At 47.8% G+C, this 17090-nt stretch carries 13 protein-coding genes and 1 tRNA gene; 10 read left to right on the top strand and 4 right to left on the bottom strand.

Going from position 1 to position 17090, the window contains the following annotated elements; all coding sequences use genetic code 11:
• Window positions 1–16: 16 nt before the first annotated feature.
• Window positions 17–1867: a glycerophosphodiester phosphodiesterase gene (locus BMZ51_RS06830; RefSeq protein WP_068005078.1), complete on the bottom strand. Its 1851-nt coding sequence runs from the start codon at window positions 1865–1867 to the stop codon at window positions 17–19.
• 434 nt (window positions 1868–2301) lie between these two features.
• On the opposite strand from BMZ51_RS06830, the gene BMZ51_RS06825 reads away from it, so the two are divergent.
• The 10 genes from BMZ51_RS06825 (at window position 2302) to BMZ51_RS06775 (ending at window position 13955) form a co-directional block, all read left to right on the top strand.
• Window positions 2302–3570 carry an imelysin family protein gene (locus tag BMZ51_RS06825; RefSeq protein WP_068005075.1) on the top strand — a complete coding sequence of 423 codons (1269 nt, stop codon included), beginning with the start codon at window positions 2302–2304 and terminating at the stop codon, window positions 3568–3570.
• A gap of 130 nt (window positions 3571–3700) precedes the next feature.
• Window positions 3701–5245 (top strand): di-heme oxidoreductase family protein, encoded by a 1545-nt coding sequence (locus BMZ51_RS06820; RefSeq protein ID WP_068005074.1) that lies wholly within the window; start codon window positions 3701–3703, stop codon window positions 5243–5245.
• Window positions 5245–6342, top strand: coding sequence for an imelysin family protein (locus BMZ51_RS06815; RefSeq protein ID WP_068005072.1), 1098 nt, complete (start codon window positions 5245–5247; stop codon window positions 6340–6342). Before BMZ51_RS06820 ends, BMZ51_RS06815 begins: the two co-directional genes overlap by 1 nt.
• The gene (locus BMZ51_RS06810) at window positions 6323–7495 is read left to right on the top strand and encodes a DUF1513 domain-containing protein (protein ID WP_068005071.1); all 1173 of its coding nucleotides are present in this window, start codon (window positions 6323–6325) and stop codon (window positions 7493–7495) included. The genes BMZ51_RS06815 and BMZ51_RS06810 overlap by 20 nt, the downstream gene beginning before the upstream one ends.
• 111 nt (window positions 7496–7606) lie before the next feature.
• Window positions 7607–7683: transfer RNA gene (locus tag BMZ51_RS06805), tRNA-Arg, on the top strand.
• Window positions 7684–7939: 256 nt separating this feature from the next.
• Window positions 7940–9040, top strand: a complete 1101-nt coding sequence (locus BMZ51_RS06795) for a helix-turn-helix domain-containing protein (RefSeq protein ID WP_068005067.1) — start codon at window positions 7940–7942, stop codon at window positions 9038–9040.
• On the top strand, window positions 9037–9336 hold the full coding sequence (locus BMZ51_RS06790) for a hypothetical protein (protein ID WP_068005066.1): 300 nt from the start codon (window positions 9037–9039) through the stop codon (window positions 9334–9336). Before BMZ51_RS06795 ends, BMZ51_RS06790 begins: the two co-directional genes overlap by 4 nt.
• Complete coding sequence (locus BMZ51_RS06785; RefSeq protein WP_068005064.1) at window positions 9337–11145, top strand: type IV secretion system DNA-binding domain-containing protein; 1809 nt, start codon at window positions 9337–9339, stop codon at window positions 11143–11145.
• A gap of 12 nt (window positions 11146–11157) precedes the next feature.
• Window positions 11158–12297: a MobF family relaxase gene (gene mobF / locus BMZ51_RS06780; protein WP_068005063.1), complete on the top strand. Its 1140-nt coding sequence runs from the start codon at window positions 11158–11160 to the stop codon at window positions 12295–12297.
• Window positions 12298–12845: 548 nt separating this feature from the next.
• Window positions 12846–13955: an ImmA/IrrE family metallo-endopeptidase gene (locus BMZ51_RS06775; protein ID WP_068005060.1), complete on the top strand. Its 1110-nt coding sequence runs from the start codon at window positions 12846–12848 to the stop codon at window positions 13953–13955.
• Here BMZ51_RS06775 and BMZ51_RS06770 read toward each other — a convergent pair.
• The 3 genes from BMZ51_RS06770 to BMZ51_RS06760 all read right to left on the bottom strand — a co-directional run bounded on the left by BMZ51_RS06770 (window position 13952) and on the right by BMZ51_RS06760 (window position 16809).
• Window positions 13952–14893, bottom strand: a complete 942-nt coding sequence (locus tag BMZ51_RS06770; protein WP_068005054.1) for an alpha-glutamyl/putrescinyl thymine pyrophosphorylase clade 3 protein — start codon at window positions 14891–14893, stop codon at window positions 13952–13954. The genes BMZ51_RS06775 and BMZ51_RS06770 overlap by 4 nt on opposite strands.
• A gap of 16 nt (window positions 14894–14909) precedes the next feature.
• Window positions 14910–15950: a thymidylate synthase gene (locus BMZ51_RS06765; RefSeq protein ID WP_068005053.1), complete on the bottom strand. Its 1041-nt coding sequence runs from the start codon at window positions 15948–15950 to the stop codon at window positions 14910–14912.
• Window positions 15951–16095: 145 nt separating this feature from the next.
• A complete protein-coding gene (locus BMZ51_RS06760; RefSeq protein WP_068005049.1) occupies window positions 16096–16809 on the bottom strand; it encodes a restriction endonuclease in 714 nt (237 codons plus the stop codon).
• Window positions 16810–17090 lie beyond the last annotated feature (281 nt).

The raw sequence follows: 17090 nt of genomic DNA, 5'->3' as shown, positions 1-17090 counted from the left end.
TCTTATGGCCGAAATGTTAGTTCAAGCTAAGGTTATAAAGGACAGAGGTATGAAGTAATAACCGCTCGAACTGGTTCATTTCTTTATATTCTTCCAGTGTCTTACGCGCCAGTGCAGGATCATCCGTGATAATTCCATCCACGCCCATGGATATGTAGCGGAGTATGGTAGACGGATTATTAACCGTCCAAACAAAAACGAGTTTTCCGGTCTCTTGTGTTCTTCTTATGAAGCTTAAAGACGCAGAGGCAGAGGAGACAGCTACAAAATTTCCGTTAAGTTCTGACAAGTCTCCGATAGATGTGGCCGTAAGAAGGCCTATATTCCACGAGGGCTCTAATTTCCCCATTCTTTTAAGCGCAGAGCGCTCTAGAGACATAATCGCGACTTCGTTTTCCATTTTGGCTTGAGTGACAATGCGGGCGACCTTTTCCTCCAAATTTTCGACAAGGCTGCCGGCATAATATTTCAACTCAATAAGGAGAGTTGCCTTGCCTTTGACCGCCTCAAGGGCCTCTTGCAGAGTTGGTACTCTTTGTCGCTCAAACTCAGCTGAAAACCAGCCTCCCACATCAAACGCTTGCATTTCAGCCAGTGTCAGCTCCCAGGTATGGGCAGGCTTGCCAATCAACCGCATAAAATCGCTGTCATGTGCGATGATCACAGCCCCATCTGCCGTCTCCTGAACATCCACCTCAACCCAATCTGCTTTGTCTTTAACTGCTTGCTCAATAGACGCTATTGTATTTTCTGGTGCATGCGCGGAGGCTCCCCTATGGGCTATGACCAAAACGTCCTTTTGTGGCAAGTCCGTTGACACCCAATAGGTTCCAGCGAGGACAACAATGGTCCCTAACAGGGCGATCACACAACCAAGACGAAAAGGGGTCAGGGCAATGGTCCATTTGTTCTCCAGTTTTGGCGTGTCAGGTACCTCAGAAAACCTGTGCCCCTTCCCATCTGCCAAGTACAGAGCAGCTTTTAAGATCAATGCTAAGCTTCCCAGCATTACCCCACTTATCAAAGTGTTCCCAACGAAAAGCAGCACAACCAAACTGCCAAGAATAGCAGCCAACATCTCAGCGGATTGCGACACGAAAGAAATCGCGTAGGAGCCAACCTGTTCCAAAGCAACAAGGAAAAGTGCATGGACCAGTATGTCGATTAGCAACCACAAGGAAATTGCACCTGCAAACACTGGCCGTAAGCCGCGAGAGAGAAATCTTGCTCGCGAGAATGCGGAGCCCACCGGATGGTCTCTCAACACAACAAGTGGCAGCGATAGCCCCCACACAAGAATTGCGTAAAGAGGCATAATAATCGCAAGGAACAAGCCAATTCCGCCGAAGAATGCGGCAAGCCAAAACTCTACGGGTTGGTATTGAAGATAATAGTTAATGTCGTGATCTTGCAGGAAAGCAAACACAGTCAAAACAATAACCGCAACGCCGGGAACCATTGCGACCAGCAATCTTTGTGTCAGCCGCCAAGTGAAAATGCCAAGGCGCGGGAACATGCCCAACGTTGAAAGCAAAGCATTGCGCGCGGCAGGCACGGTACTTTCCGGTCTATCCAGCACCGCGAGCAAAGCAACCAGTTCCAGCAGTGCCATTGCAACAAATACAACAGTAAAAACGAACGCTCCCAACAGACCCAACGGCGTAAAAAAGAAAGAGGCAATCTCGTAATCAGCCAGCACCGCACTACCGGATAACCCGATCACAAAGTTTCCAAGACCAAGCACAATTGGCGTGATTGCAACAGCGCCCAAGAAAACAAAGGCATAATGAACCAGCAACATGCGAAGTGCATTTGCGCTCCAGCCACGGATAACCAATTGAGCAAGCGTGTGTAATCGTGCTGCCATACTTTGTTCTTATCTTTTTTGGTGCAGACAGACGGACTGATTGGGACCAATTAAATCGATTGTAACTGATGAAGGTTCCGAAAAAGCGCAAAGGCAAAACGAAGTCAAGATATGACAAACAAACAGTAACGAATGGCTCGTGGATTCCGGTGCGTTTCTGAATTTATCCAGTTCTATTTTGCGAATGATTTGCAAGAGCAAAAGTGGCGAAAAGCTATTTCATCCAATAAGTTGCATCAAATAATCATATTTAGAATTAATCTAACCTATTGAAACTGTGAAGTTTAAAACTTGACAAGAACACTCATAAATATGAAATAGCGGCAGCTTTCTCATGCTATCGGGCATGAATACCTTTGTTGAATGAATTCGTGTAGCTCGAACTGTTTGCTTGTAGCACAAACCAAAAGCACTGCACTTTTAAGGGGATCACAATGAGCTTTATCCGTGGCGTTCTGCTCGGTTCTGTCGCACTCGGCAGCCTTTCAACTGTTGCTGTTGCGGCAACTCCTTCAGACGTTCTTACAAACTACGGCGACATCGCACAGGCCGCATTCGAAGATTCTTTGACAACGGCAAAAGCCTTGCAAGGTGCAATCAACACGCTTGTTTCTGAGCCGACCGAAGAAAACCTGCAGCTGGCGCGGCGTGCGTGGGTTTCCGCTCGTAACCCTTACCAGCAGACCGAGGTGTACCGTTTTGGCAACGCTGTGGTTGATGATTGGGAAGGCAAGGTCAACGCATGGCCACTCGATGAAGGTTTGATCGACTACGTTGACGGTTCTTACGGCAGCGAGTCTGAAGAAAACCCATTGTATGCAGCTAACATTATTGCAAACGCTAAAGTGACTGTTGCTGGAGAAGAAATCGACGCAACCGAAATCACTCCTGCCCTGCTTTCTGAAAAGCTTCAGGAAGCTGGTGAAGTTGAGGCGAATGTTGCAACGGGTTATCACGCAATTGAATTTTTGTTGTGGGGGCAGGACCTTAACGGGACCGGCAAAGGGGCTGGCAACCGCCCGGCGACAGATTTTGACACCCAGAACTGTACCGGTGGCAATTGTGAGCGCCGCGTTGACTACCTTCAGGCTGCAACCAAGCTTCTTATTACCGATCTGGAAGAGATGGCTGACGCATGGAATACCGGCGGTGCAGCACGCAAGGACCTAGCCGACAAGGGTGAAGCCGGCGGTATCGCGACTATCCTGACTGGTATGGGCTCCCTCTCCTACGGCGAGCTTGCTGGTGAGCGGATGAAGCTGGGCCTGATGCTGAATGATCCTGAAGAAGAGCACGATTGCTTCTCTGACAACACTCATATGTCCCACTATAACGATGTGGTTGGCATCAATAACGTCTTCCAGGGTAAGTACACCCGCGTTGATGGTTCTGTTGTTGAAGGCGCTTCTCTTAAGGACTTGCTTGCAAAAGCAGATTCCGCAGTTTCAGCAGAGCTGGAAGGTAAGCTCAACGCTTCCGTTGGCACCTTTACAGCACTGAAAACCCGCGCAGAAACCACCGAGTCCTACGATCAGATGATCGGAGAAGGTAACACTGAAGGCAATGCGGTTGTGCAAGCCGCTATTGATAGCCTCATCGATCAGACCACTTCCATTCAGCGCGCTGTAAAAGTGCTGAAGCTGGAGAAGGTTGCCTTTGAAGGCTCCGACAGCCTTGATGACCCTTCTGCAGTGTTTGAATAAGAAACCAGGTCCCGCATCAAGCTTGCTTATGCGGGACTTACTCTCCTTTACTTCCGCTTGCGTTGAAGTTTGCGCAGTTTTGCGCGGAACAGCGTTTTTGTGAAGGCTTTTGACAATACAGGCACCAACTATGCCAGGACAGGTTCCAGCCATACTTCGCGCTTGCGCCGGAGTGATAGCCACCACCGCCATTTTTGCCAGCATCGCTATTCCGGCTGCCAATGCCATTGATCTGGACCAGCGAACCGATCTCAGCGTTGAAGACAAAACCAAGGTTCACCAGGTTTTGAACGCTCCGGCAGATTTTTCTAAAGCTGAAAAATTTGAAATGATGCAGGCGGGCAAGGCAACTTCACTCAAACACCTCAACCGAGATTCATTTTCTCACCCAAGTGCGAACCTTACCTTTGAGCAGGAGCAGAGATTCAAGCTCGGTAACGGGCTCTTCAAAAAGCTCTGGGTATCCTCTCCAAGTTCCACCAAGGCTTCCGATGGCCTGGGCCCCCTGTTTAACGCGCGGTCTTGCCAAGGGTGTCATTTGAAGGATGGACGCGGGCGCCCGCCAATTGGCGATGAGCGACCAGTTTCCATGTTCCTCCGCCTTTCAGTTGCCCCCTCAACACAGGAAGAGCGCGACCTGATTGAAAGTGGCGAACTGCCGCTTATCCCAGAGCCAACATACGGCGGCCAATTGCAGAACTTTGGCGTTCCAGGGTTGGCTGGCGAAGGTGAGATGAAAATCTCCTATAAAGAGATTGAAGTTAAGCTTTCTGGCGGGGAAACTGCATCTTTACGCAAGCCCACCTACACAATACAGAACCTGGCATACGGCCCGCTTTCGGAACACACATTGATATCCCCGCGTGTTGCCCCGCCAATGATTGGCCTTGGCCTGCTGGAAGCGATCGCACCATCTGACATACTTTCCAAGGCTGACCCGCAAGATACGAATGCTGACGGTATTTCTGGCCGTGTAAGTTGGGTTAACTCTGCTGATGAAGCGCCAAAAGCAATTGGCCGTTTTGGGTGGAAGGGCAGCAACTCGAGTATTCAGTCACAAACGGCTGGAGCCTTTTCCGGCGACATCGGAATTTCTACCCCCTACAAGCCGAACAACTATGGCGACTGCACACAGCCGCAAACCGAGTGTTTAAAGCTGGCAACAGGTGAGCAAGAACATCTGGGCGTTTCTGAAGCTCCCGATCCAGTCATGGATCTTGTCACCTTTTATTCTCAAAACCTTGCTGTGCCTGCCCGCCGTGATGTGAATGACCCTGACGTACTGGCTGGCAAGAAAGTGTTTTACGAGGCCGGTTGCATCAGCTGTCATACACCCAAATACGTCACCAGCCGCAACACGAAGACAAAAGCACATCAATTCCAATTGATCTGGCCATATACCGATTTGTTGCTGCACGACATGGGTGATGGCCTTTCGGATAGCCGCCCCGTTGGCTCAGCAAGCGGGAATGAATGGAAAACGCCGCCGCTTTGGGGTATTGGTCTGACTGAAACTGTCAATAAACACAGGTTCTTCCTGCATGACGGGCGCGCTCGCGGGCTTCTGGAAGCCATATTATGGCATGGCGGAGAAGCTGAAACAGCCAAAACCAATGTGATCGAAATGCCTGCCAAAGATCGCGCAAACTTGATCCGGTTCCTGGAGTCCCTTTGATGTTCTTTAAGACTGCTGTCTCTTTCAGCGCGCTCATCGTCTCGCTCGCGACTGTCTCATCGCCTGGTTTAGCGGCAGATGCTTCCAACTATGCCCAGTTCACGCGATCCACTGTCGTGAACTACATTCGGCCGGCAACCAAACAACTTACCGGATCGTTGAGGGAGCTTGAAGAGCGTACACAGCAAGTTTGCATCACCTCAGATCCCGGCAACTCAGCTGCTTTTGAGGATGCCTTCAGCACCGCAGTTGCCGCTATTGCAGGCGTCGACTTCCTACGGTTTGGGCCAATGGCGCAAGATAACCTTGCTCAGCGCCTTGCCTTCTTGCCAGATAGCCGCGGTGTTGTACGGCGGCAGATCAACAAGATCGTTGCAAAGCAAGAAAGTACCGTTACTACACCTGCTTCTCTTTCTGCCAAGAGCGTTGCCTTGCAGGGCCTGACTGCGTTAGAGCGCATCGCCTATGCCAGCGACGGCAAGTTGACGCTTGGTACCGGCAAAGACAAAAAATTCCTGTGTGATTATGCGCAGAGTATCAGCATAAATCTGGCAGGTGCAGGCCAGACGTTGGAAGCTGAATGGGCAGACCCCAAGGGCTTTTCCAAAGTTCTTCTTGAACCAAGTGAAGGTGGTGGTGTGGTGCATACCCACAAAGAAGCTGCTGAGCTGGTTTTTAACGCCATCACAACAGGTCTGACAGTTAACAAAGACCAGTACCTGCTTTCTGTCCTTGGCAAGACAGAGAAAAAAGCCAACCCGAAGAAAGCTCCATTTGCCCGCAGCGGCAATGCGATCACCTATCTTTCTGCCAGCCTGACTGGGTTGCAAGGCGCCTATGAGCTTGGCGGATATGCGCAGGTGCTGGACAATGAGCAAAGCTGGGTAGCAAATTCGTTAGGTTTTGAGTTTTCCAATACAACGCGAGTGCTTTCTCAGTTACCTAAACCACTTCAGGACACCGGAAAAACCCCAGATGTACGTGACAAGCTGCTTTATCTGTCCACGGTCCTCGGCGGGATAAAAGATGTGATGTCAGAAGACCTCGCCGGTTACCTTGGTCTTGCAGGAGGCTTCAATGCGTTGGACGGCGACTAAACCTATCTCCTTATCCAAACGTCAGTTCCTTGTTGGACTGGCCGCCTCAGGCGCGGTTTTAAACACATCTGCATCACTGGCGTTTGCCAATAGCCTGCCGTTCTCAGAAGCAGAAGATTTGCAGCTATTTGCCAGTGCTCTGCGCACGCCGACCGGAGGTTATGGTATTGCGGTCTTTAGCGAAGATGGAGAGATCCTCTATCAAATTCCGCTTCCTGACCGTGGTCACGCCATAGCCTATGATAGCAAGCATATGCGCCTGCTTTCCTTTGCGCGCAGACCAGAGAATTTTGCTGTGCTTGCTGACCTGACGGGGAAGCGGGAACCAATCGTTTTCACATCTCCTGCCGATCGCCACTTTTATGGGCATGGAGTCTTTTCAAAAGACAGCCGATTGGCATTTGCGCCAGAAAATGATTTTAAAAATGCACGTGGCGTCATCGGCATCTATGATGTTTCCGGTGAGCAACCAGTGCGTATTGGAGAGTTTGAAAGCTATGGAGTTGGGCCGCATGATCTGCTGCTTTCTCCAGATGGATCTCATCTCGTTGTCGCCAACGGAGGCATTCAGACCCACCCAGATAATGGTCGCGAAAAGCTCAATCTCGCTAGTATGAAGCCATCGGTTGCCTTTATTGATATCGCGACTGGGGATCTGCTTGCCCAGCATACGCTGGAGGCTGGCCTGCATCAGCTCTCCCTGCGCCACATGAGCTTTGACGGCAACGGTGATGTGTGGGTTGGCGGGCAGTTTCAAGGCCCCAAAGATACAACACCTCCGCTCATGGTGCATCTGGGACGCGATAAAGCTGCAACCCTGCTGGATATGCCAGACGGCGTCAGCGAAGGGCTTGGCAATTATGTCGGCAGCGTAGAGATGAACAGGCACGGCGACGTGATCGCAGCCTCCTGCCCGCGTGGCGGCAAGATCCTCTACTGGGATGTTGAAAGGCGCTCCTTCATCGGCTTCCAACAAGTTACCGACGGCTGCGGCCTTGCACCGCTGGATGTCGGCAGTTTTGCAATTAGTGATGGAAACGGCGCCATCCGGTATGGCGATGCATCCTACGAAGTGACGGAAATTATAAGCCAAAATGCAGGCATCAGCTGGGATAACCATCTGACAGCACTCGGCATCTTGAGCAAAACCTAAATTCTTCCCGAGCCTTTCCACATTTTCGAGGGTTGTTGTAATTGGCGCATTGCAGGGCGCGTCCGGATCGGGTAAAGACTACAACACCTCAAGGGCACCCTAGCCCCAAAGGCACCCGTAGCTCAGTTGGATAGAGCGCTGCCCTCCGAAGGCAGAGGCCATAGGTTCGAATCCTATCGGGTGCACCATATTTTTCAATAGCTTAGCTAACATTCCAGAGCAAACCTTACATGGTTCTTCCGGACCGTTTTCGGATTTGCCTAAATTTGGCTCGGACTTCCTGAGCCATGCCAGCTCTTCAAATCCATTTCTACCAGCTAACAAAAAATCCGCCAAAGGGGCTGCCACCGCGTTCAACGGATACTTTGAATTTGCACAAAAAGCTTACCGCATGGCACCGCTCAGTTCAACAAATGAAGCGCATCTCCTTGATGGAGGTGCCGCATGAGCCTCACTCTCACTCACAACGGTTTGCCAGAAGACACCGCTCGCGCTGATGTCCTCACCCTCATAGACAAGTTCGGCCCAGCAGCAGGCCTCAGCGGTACAGACATCAAGGTACTAAAGCACTATGTACTGAAAGTCCGCGATGACGATTTTCAGAAGGGTCGTATCTGCGCTGTTTGGCAAAGACTTCCAGTTACAGCTCAAGAACTCGACCTGAACGAGCGAGCAATTACTCGTGCTGAAAATAGGCTCATTAAAGCAGGCTGGCTCCTTAAGACAAATGCACCCAAAAGCCGACGTTATGGGCATAGAGAAAAGACTGGTGATCAACGCATTGCTTGGACTTCTGGCATCAACCTTCAACCTCTCATCGATAACAAAGTTCCAAAACTCCTTCAGTTGGCTAAAGAGCGCGAAGAGGCCAAACAAGAGCTTGTTGTGCTTCAATCAGACACCAAGCGTCTATTTGGCGAAATCCGTTTACTGAGTTGCTCTGAAGCGTTGGAACGTGCGCTAACGATCTTACCATTTGGTCGCCTCTCACGAGTTCGTGGAATTGAGCAACTCAATAATATCAAAACGGCCCTCTCTTCCCTTCTGTCGTTTTTCAAGAAACGCTCTGTTGAAAACCCTGTTGAAGAGCGGCATTTGGGACAGACAAAAGCGCCGTCTCGGACGGACAAAATGTCCGCACGATCTAAAACTATTCAAAAAACACATATTCAGAACAGTAGATCAAGCGTTGTTGAAATCTCGCTTCAGCGATGCCTAGATCACGCACATCCTGACGTTCTTGAGAACATGCATATTCTAGGTGGCTACACATTGGCCAACTTCATCGAAACTGCAAGCTTGCTTAGGCGGCAATTACGCATCAGCGATGAGAATTGGGCTCAAGCCTGTCAGAAGCTCAGCCGACCTATTGCGGCAACATTAGCGTCGATCCTTTACAAAAACCACCAGCTACCCGTTGAACACAGTGCTCATGTGAAATTTGGAAATGCCTGTTTTGACCAACTAGTGCGCAAGGCTGTCGCCGAGCCTCAATTTCTTTCTCGTCTCTTTTTCCGAAACGACTTTTGGGGCCAACCATCATGACTTTCAGAGGCAATGCTAGGAACAGCAAAACCACCACGACCCTCTCAGTGAGGCTGGAAGAGCAAACTGAATGTTCGCTTGAGGTGCGAGCCCTTGCCTTAGGAACGACTAAATCCGTCGTTGCAAGGCAACTCATTCATGATGGGCTCAATGTGAGTGGGACTAGAGCTGTGTCTGATGAACTTCTCGACAGAATTACAATCCAACTTGATGAAAACATCCAAAAACTCGACGCACTTATCGAGTTAGCACTATCCGCTGCGCATCTGTTCAACTCCAGTTCGGAGGATCAATAAATGCCTTTGTTTTACCGCTTGGTTTTCATCTCAATGTGCTCTGGATTCATCGCAGTCGGAGTGTACACCTTAGGTTTCGAATTCTTTCCAGCGCAGGCAAATTTCGTCGCATTCAGCAGAGAGTTCGGGGCGCTCAACTGTATACGTGCCCATCTTCAATCTTTCTGGGATGTGAATGCTCAAGCAGAATGGGGCTCATGCAAGAACTTTCTTATCAAATACGATATTCTGTGGTCGGTTTGGCCTCGTATCTATGCACTAGAAATCTCTACGCTCATAGCATTTGCAAGTGGGGTTTGGGCTTACCTGTTACACTCTGAAAGCTCTACACAAACATTGAGAGTTACCTCAGGAGGCCGGTTGCTTGAAGGTCGTGAAGCTTTGCGCGTGTTTCAAAGCTCTCTTAAGCCGCAACTTCAACAAAATGGAGAAGGAGCAGCGGTCGCTGAGGGCGTAAACTCATCGCTCAAGCAAGAGCTTCGTCACTATCTCATTCGCGGCGGAACTGGCAGCGGCAAAACACAAGTTATGCTGCGGCTTGTAAGCGACTGGATCGAAAAGCAAGAGCCTGTGATTGCCCTTGATCTAAAAGGCGCTCTTACAAGCACACTGGGAAGCAATGAAGGTCCAACGAAGCCAATCCTACTTAGCCCCGGAGACGCCCGCTCCCATGAGTGGCTCATTGGCTATGACTGTACCGATGAAGCGGATGCGCACGAGCTTGCAAATCACCTCATACCGAAATCAGAGAAAAATGCTTTCTTCTCAAAAGCGGCGCAAAACATTTTAGTTGCGATCATTTTGAAACTTCAGGCAGAGAAGCCGCGCAAATGGAGCTGGCAAGATCTTTACGCGCATATTTGCCTGACACCAGATGAGCTTGGAGCGATCTGTAAACGGTATTTTCCGCAATCAGCAATCTTGTTTGAAGGCGATAGCCGCTCTTCAACCATGGACGTTTTATCGACCTTAAGCACCAATCTCGTAACAGTTCGGCTGCTGGCGCACGCATGGGGCAGGAATACTCCAAAGTTTGCCATGCGCCATTGGCTGAAAAAGGGCAAAGCAAAACAGCGCTTAGTCATACTAGGTTGGAGTGAGAAGTCGCGAGAGGTATCGGCTTCATGGGTAGCCGCCTTTTCCTCCCTCATGGGTAGTTACATCGCTAGTCCCGATATACCTGAAAGCGATGCAAAGAGCGTAAACCTTGCTCTCGATGAGTTTGGGAACTTACCGAAGATGCCGGGGCTTGCGTCGGCTATCAATATGGGGCGCTCCAAAGGGTTATGTGCAGCGCTTGTGATACAGGACATAGGCCAGTTAAAGCAGGTTTATGGCTCAGACGTCGCAAATGGTTGGCTTTCAACAATCGGCAATCACATTGTTTGCCGTTTGGGGCCCGGTCCCTCCAATGACGAAGTTTCGCGTAGTGTTGGTGAGCAGGAGATCGAGGAACTCCAAGTTACTGAAAACTCCAGTGCAAACGGCAATTCGACTTCAAAACAATGGGTGAAGAAGTCACGGCCAATTATCAAGCCCAATGAGCTGCTCTCTAAGCTTCAAGTCACCGAAACAGGCTATAGTTTTTTGCTATTTGGCATTGATGCAAACGCCTACATTTTCTGGAACAGTTTCATCACACTGCCCAAACTTAGAAAAACTTTTGTCCCTTTGAAGCGGGCAAAATCTAAGCAAACCCCTCAACGGTCAACACCACAAAGCCCAAGTAAGGTCAAAGTGCCAGCACCTAAAACTGCTCAACTGAAAACCGAAAAACTCGAACGCTTGCTTAATAAAAAGCAGCCTTGAAGAGGTTAGCCCATGGTTGCTACAATCGCGGCTCGCGGCAACGCTGTTACTGCGGCCCACTATTATCTCCATCTTGAGAGTGAACCGTATTACACTGAAGGCAACGAAAGCTCTGGGCTTTGGCTTGGCAAAGGAGCTGAAGCACTCGATTTACAAGGATCTGTAAGCAAGGAGCAATTTGCTGCGCTGTTACATGGCCTACATCCGCAAACACAAGAGCGGCTTGCAGTCGTTGGTGGTAAGAAACGAACACATACGGCAGGTCATGATCTCGTTTTTAGCGCCCCTAAGAGCGTTAGCGTTCTTTGGGCACTAACAGCGGGGGAGGATAGAAGCAACATCCTCAAAGGCCATCAGAGAGCCGTTGCAAAAGCTTTGAGTTGTGCTGAAGAAAACCATGTCATTTGTCGGCGTGGTAAAGGTGGACGCATCAAAGAAAATGTTGCTGGTATGGTCGCTGCTCGCTTTCAACACTTCTCTAGTAGGGATCTTGATCCGCAACTTCACACGCACTGCTATATTTTCAACGTGGCACAGCGGCAAGATACCACTTGGGGCGCTATTCTCTCAAAGCCACTCTACCAAGTGCAAAAGCAACTCGGAGCACAGTATCGTAAGGCACTCGCCGAACAACTTGTTCAACTGGGTTATGAAGCGGAGGTGAAGCAAGAGACCATTCAGATCAGCGGGGTCTCTCGTGAAGCAGAGCTTTCATTTTCAAAACGACGCTTAGAGATACTTCAAGCAGCAAGGCTGATCCAAAATCGCACTGCGTCGCAAATGGAGCTGATCGCACTGAAGACTAGGAAACGCAAACGAGAACTCCCACTACCTACCCTTTTTCAGGCGTGGCAGGCGCGAGCTAAGAAACTCGAGATTAAGGTACCAGCACCGCGTATCCGACAAGATCAAGCACTCATCACTGAACCAACATCCCCACAGAGACGCTTTGATCGCGCCTTAAAGCGCCTCAACGCACTCACAGCACAAGGAGCAACGCAGAGGCCTCTAAGTTCGACAGTCAAGTTGCTCCGCGCCGCGATGAATAAACTTGGATTAGTACGAAAACACCGACAACAAGTCCTTTCTAATACGCCTCAGCGACCTGTGAAAGTAACACAAGACCAGAGCATAACGTCATACAATTTGTAAGCAAGAATACAGGATATACTTCAACGACATGCAGAAGCAACATTCGCAAAATGCACCTTCAGGTGCATGGGGTGTGAAAATTTCGGTATGTCAGAAAATGGTGGGTTACACGCATATTTCTTACAAATCTCAGTAACACAACGCTAAGCTGCAAAATAAGAAACATCCCTAAATAGTTAGTTTTCTTGACCGAACGTGGGCGCTCTCTTAGTCACAAGAGTAGGTAAGTTATAGTTGGAACTATCATTTTCTACAGACAGCTTAAAGGCGAAGCTGTGCGATAAAGACCTGTGCTACCGTGAACTGGGGGAAAAAAGAGGGCGATTGCTAATTGGGCTTTTGGCCGACTTTAGAACTGCATTTTTTGCGGGGGAGGTGCCGGGTGGTCCAACGACTATATCTTCAGTTCAAGGAAATTATAAGCTGATTTGGCCTTTCGACATCGGCTGTACATTAGTTACGTTGACTGACGGTGTAACAACAAGTAGTTGGAAGGATGCGTACAGAATACACATTGACTATTTAGTGGTTGATGGGAGCGAAGCCAAATGACATTAGAACCACAATGGGCATCACCACCGGGCGATACCATTCTACGAATGATGATCTTGGCAGACATTGATGAATGCGAACTTGCATCACGCATTGGCATAAGTGATGATAAGTTTCAAAAATTAATGGAGGGCCAGCTAGAAATATCAGCTTCCCTCGCAAATGCATTATCAACAACACTAGGTTCATCCGAAAGATTCTGGCGTAAACGGTATGCTGAATACATACATGACAATCGCCGTTTAGAACTCGCGGAAAAAAAAACTGATCTGGCTGAATGGTCTAAGCAATTCCCAGTTTCCTCACTTAAAAAACTAGGTTGGCTTCCCACGCACGTCAACAGGAAGCATATTGGCTCTGAGATCTTAAACTTCTTTGGGTGCAAAGACTTGCACGATTGGAATAGTAGATACTCTAGTGGAATTGGCGCTGTCGCTTTTCGAACCTCTTTTGCCTTTGAAGCAAATGAACTCTCTACTTTGGCATGGTTGCGTACAGCAGAAAAAGACACGGAAAATATCAATCTACCTTCATACTCCGCTTCTGAGTTTCAAGAACTGTTGCCATATATAAAGCAACTTTGTGCCTACAAGCATCCATCGATCTTTTTGTCAAAACTTCAAAAAGCATGCGCTGAAACTGGCGTAGCTCTTGTCACCTCGAGAACATTAGAGGGATGCCGCGCAAGTGGAGCATCTTGGCGAAATGCAAACGGAAATCCAATAATTTTATTAAGCTTCAGATATTTAAGCGAAGATCATTTCTGGTTTACGTTTTTCCATGAGGCTGCCCACATAGTTCTTCATGGTGGCGACCATATCGATGTAGATGGAACCGATCCTTCACCCTTTGGATATCAAAATTCTGAAGCCGAAGCTGATACATTCTCGCAAGATATTTTGATTGAGCCCGAGCTTCGCGCAAAGATACTACGGACGTCACTCAATCGGGCAACTATTCGAAGTTTTGCCCGTAAAGCCGGTATCACACCCGGTATTTTAGTAGGTCAACTTCAAAAGCTGGGAACTTTACGCCAAAATCAATTTAATGACCTCAAGAGAAGGTATCGATGGGAAAGCGATCCACACGTTCCTGTAGTTCGCTAGCCTCGGAAATAAACAAATCGCTCAGGGCTTTTTTGCCAGTTGCATATACTGTCTTCAATAACCTGTTTGCCTGTTTGCAAGTATGCATCGAGACTATCAACACGCGATTGCAGTACTTTACCTGTGATATTGTAATCTCTATTATCGAAAAACAGCAAGCGTGCACCAGCAAGCGGTCCTGTGGCCTTATCCAAATAAACAGACCCCGGTTCTATTGGAGCCAAGTCTAGCTTGCCGAGCATTGTTAGAAAATCGAAGCGTCCTAGACGTCCTTGACCAAACCCTGCCACCCCTCGCATTGACTTATACAATCCATCAAAGGCTTCAGCAGGATGTTGCCCTCTTTCCTTATGGATCTGCTGAACTAAATCTCTAAAGCCACCAGCCTGAGTTTGCCACTCATAATAGGTCCGGAAAGTTTCAGCTATTCTGTGGGGCTGCTTACTTTGATATTTTCGATGATTGGAGAATCTTCCAGCCACACTTTTCTGATTGAGAAGGGCAGTGTTCTTTTGCAACATCTCAAGGAAGCCACCAAGATTCGCTCCATAGGTAGAAAAGTCCCAAACTGGACCTCCCCCGAATGAACCATAAACATTAGCAGCTAACTTCCAACCATCGTCAGCGTGTTTACCAAAATGAGTCTGAATAAAAGCCAGCCAGACTGCCCCATCATAATCGCCATTTCTAGTTAAATGAATAGCGCCTTTAATTGGATCAAACATAGAAGAATGCGGATCGGCTCTCGACGGACCAACACCTCTACCAAGGACTTGACGAACAAACTCAATTCTACGGATACTCGAGACCATCTGCTCAGCTAAGCATTTTCGACGAGCTAAGCTAGACAAACCTAGCAATCGACCGTGATCATTCTCATAACGTTCTAAGTTCTCGAGGATTTCTTTAAATCTTTGCCTATGCAAGCCAACTGCCAACTACTTTCCCTCCCAATTATCTCGAGAACAAGTCCCTAATAGGAACATCTCTGTGCGCAAGTCTGTCTTGAATATACAACCGATACACCTGTGAAGTCATTGATCTCGCAATGCTAGCAATCCTACGCAGCAAGCTAATGTACTCAGAACGAGAGCTTTCCAAATTGATTGTTCTCTTGAATAGGGAATGAGCTAATAGCAAAGAGGCTAAATCCTTCCAGTATGCATCTAAGGTATTTGGCACAGCATAATCGAAATCTCCCCTACGGAAATGGCTTTCAGCCTTAAGCAACTCTTGAACTCCAATCCATGGGTCACCAGCCGGCATATGAGGCATTGGAATATGCTCGAATTTGCCACTTTTTAAGAAATTTTGAGCTGCAGATCTTGAGAGATCAGCGCTTTCTGTTTCGCTCTCTGGTTTATCGTCATATATATGTAGACTGGCCACAGAATGCTTGTATCTGCCAAGATCAACATCGAGCTCTCTGGCCGCTATTTCCTGCAACATCGTAAATGAAAATATATCGTGAGGGAGGCCCTTTACAGCATCATTGGACCGCATGTGCGTATGAAGTTGTAATTTTTTGTTCCTAATCGCAAAGTGGAGGGTGCAGGTACAGGGCTTATCTTTATTTTCGTCAAATGCGTCATCGTTAGAAAAAACTTGAATGATTGCATTTCTTGAATCAGGGCGTGTTCTCAAAGTTTCAATAACTCTGTCCCATTGGCTTTCTTTGCTTTTTCTGGCAGCGCCATCTAAACCAAACAAACGGGGTCCATATGCCCCGTTGGCTGTTATCTTATCATTAGAAAACTCATGATACTTTGGCAGGTAATATTTAATAAAATCAATACGTTGGCTTCCAGAAAGGTACCAAGTTAGCTCACCTAAAGCACTAAACACCTTACCTCGACTTTGAGACCTACTGAGCCGAGCTCTAGGGTTCCTTAACTCCAGCAAAGCTCCGAATACTTCGGTATTAGCTCCTTTTGTAGAGGATTCTACTCGCTCTACTCCCTTACCGTTTAATAAACGAGAGTAAACCGAGTTCATTAGCTCATCTAGATTTGCAGCGCTAACAGAATACATTTCACAAGGCCAAGTGCGATTGCGGATAGAATGAACTTATGAGTGATAGCCCCGCTTATCAACCTCTGGTTGCTTTAAGAGACGTTTATTCGCACCGAACTATTGCTTTTTAGTCATGAGAAGCAATAGGCACAGTTTCGATTTTCTTCTCCAAAATCTCAACCATCGGCTCAATCCAATTATTTACATCCTGATTTGATTTTAATACTTCAGGTACACGAACACCCAACATATCTGGCATATCAAAATAGAGACCAGTACTGAATGGAAAATCATTAGTCGCAGCTTCGAATAAAAAGTTTCGGCAAGCATCAATTACCGAACCGCCGTTGTATCCAAATCCAATACCTCCCGGTGGCCTAAGTCCAAACTCGATTCGTTTACTTTTCGGTAAGCTCCAATATTTTTTCTCACAAGCAGTCACTCTAGCCGCTAAATTGCGAAGCCTTATCGAGTAGACCACGGTTTCTAGTTGGCCTCTTAGCTTTGCCAATGAGTTAACTTCAATGTTTGTAAATTTTGCAGCCTCGACAGCGCCTTTTTGAAACCCATTCTCTGACAATATTATGCCCTTGTCAGCTCCTACATCAGAAACAATTTCCCTCAGTGCCAAAACATGCAGTTTAGAAACTGGTCGAGCCCAGTACTTACATTCAATCAACCAAATAGCATTCAAGCCGACAAGCTTCGAGACAACAAACACATCAATATCGTGCTTAGTTCTCACACCTTCAATCGCATAATCAGTTTTAGCTTCAAGTCCTAGTGATCGGAAGAATTCGGCTGTGTCTTCTTGATATTTTTTCCAATCAGGTATTTTCATTACTCAAAAATATCCTTTAGTTTCAAGCAATTAAAGTTCTACTTTTACCCTCAATTCCTTTTGTTTCAGTTCAGCCTTTTAGACAGCTCTACCATTTGCCGCTCAAGCTCTCTGATTATCTTTAAAGATCCAAATACGAAGACCACGGAAACAAGGAAGGCATATCGCGCTAGTGTATCACCTATCATTGTCAAATTCCCGGTGACGTATAAACCTCCCAGAAAAAGTGCTAAAATAAACGCGACTAAAGATATATTTCTTCTCTTTCGCAATTGATTAAA

The organism is Pseudovibrio axinellae (genome assembly GCF_900110875.1).
GTDB classification, from domain to species: Bacteria; Pseudomonadota; Alphaproteobacteria; order Rhizobiales; family Stappiaceae; genus Pseudovibrio; species Pseudovibrio axinellae.
This window is presented reverse-complemented; position numbering and strand designations above follow the sequence as displayed.

Bases quoted from the DNA above. Each gene is read 5' to 3' on its own strand.
- BMZ51_RS06785 (WP_068005064.1), top strand. From the start codon at position 9,337: ATGCCTTTGTTTTACCGCTTGGTTTTCATCTCAATGTGCTCTGGATTC.
- BMZ51_RS06775 (WP_068005060.1), top strand. From the start codon at position 12,846: ATGACATTAGAACCACAATGGGCATCACCACCGGGCGATACCATTCTA.
- BMZ51_RS06765 (WP_068005053.1), bottom strand. From the start codon at position 15,950: ATGAACTCGGTTTACTCTCGTTTATTAAACGGTAAGGGAGTAGAGCGA.
- mobF (WP_068005063.1), top strand. From the start codon at position 11,158: ATGGTTGCTACAATCGCGGCTCGCGGCAACGCTGTTACTGCGGCCCAC.
- BMZ51_RS06790 (WP_068005066.1), top strand. From the start codon at position 9,037: ATGACTTTCAGAGGCAATGCTAGGAACAGCAAAACCACCACGACCCTC.
- BMZ51_RS06760 (WP_068005049.1), bottom strand. From the start codon at position 16,809: ATGAAAATACCTGATTGGAAAAAATATCAAGAAGACACAGCCGAATTC.
- BMZ51_RS06810 (WP_068005071.1), top strand. From the start codon at position 6,323: ATGCGTTGGACGGCGACTAAACCTATCTCCTTATCCAAACGTCAGTTC.
- BMZ51_RS06830 (WP_068005078.1), bottom strand. From the start codon at position 1,867: ATGGCAGCACGATTACACACGCTTGCTCAATTGGTTATCCGTGGCTGG.
- BMZ51_RS06820 (WP_068005074.1), top strand. From the start codon at position 3,701: ATGCCAGGACAGGTTCCAGCCATACTTCGCGCTTGCGCCGGAGTGATA.
- BMZ51_RS06815 (WP_068005072.1), top strand. From the start codon at position 5,245: ATGTTCTTTAAGACTGCTGTCTCTTTCAGCGCGCTCATCGTCTCGCTC.
- BMZ51_RS06825 (WP_068005075.1), top strand. From the start codon at position 2,302: ATGAGCTTTATCCGTGGCGTTCTGCTCGGTTCTGTCGCACTCGGCAGC.
- BMZ51_RS06795 (WP_068005067.1), top strand. From the start codon at position 7,940: ATGAGCCTCACTCTCACTCACAACGGTTTGCCAGAAGACACCGCTCGC.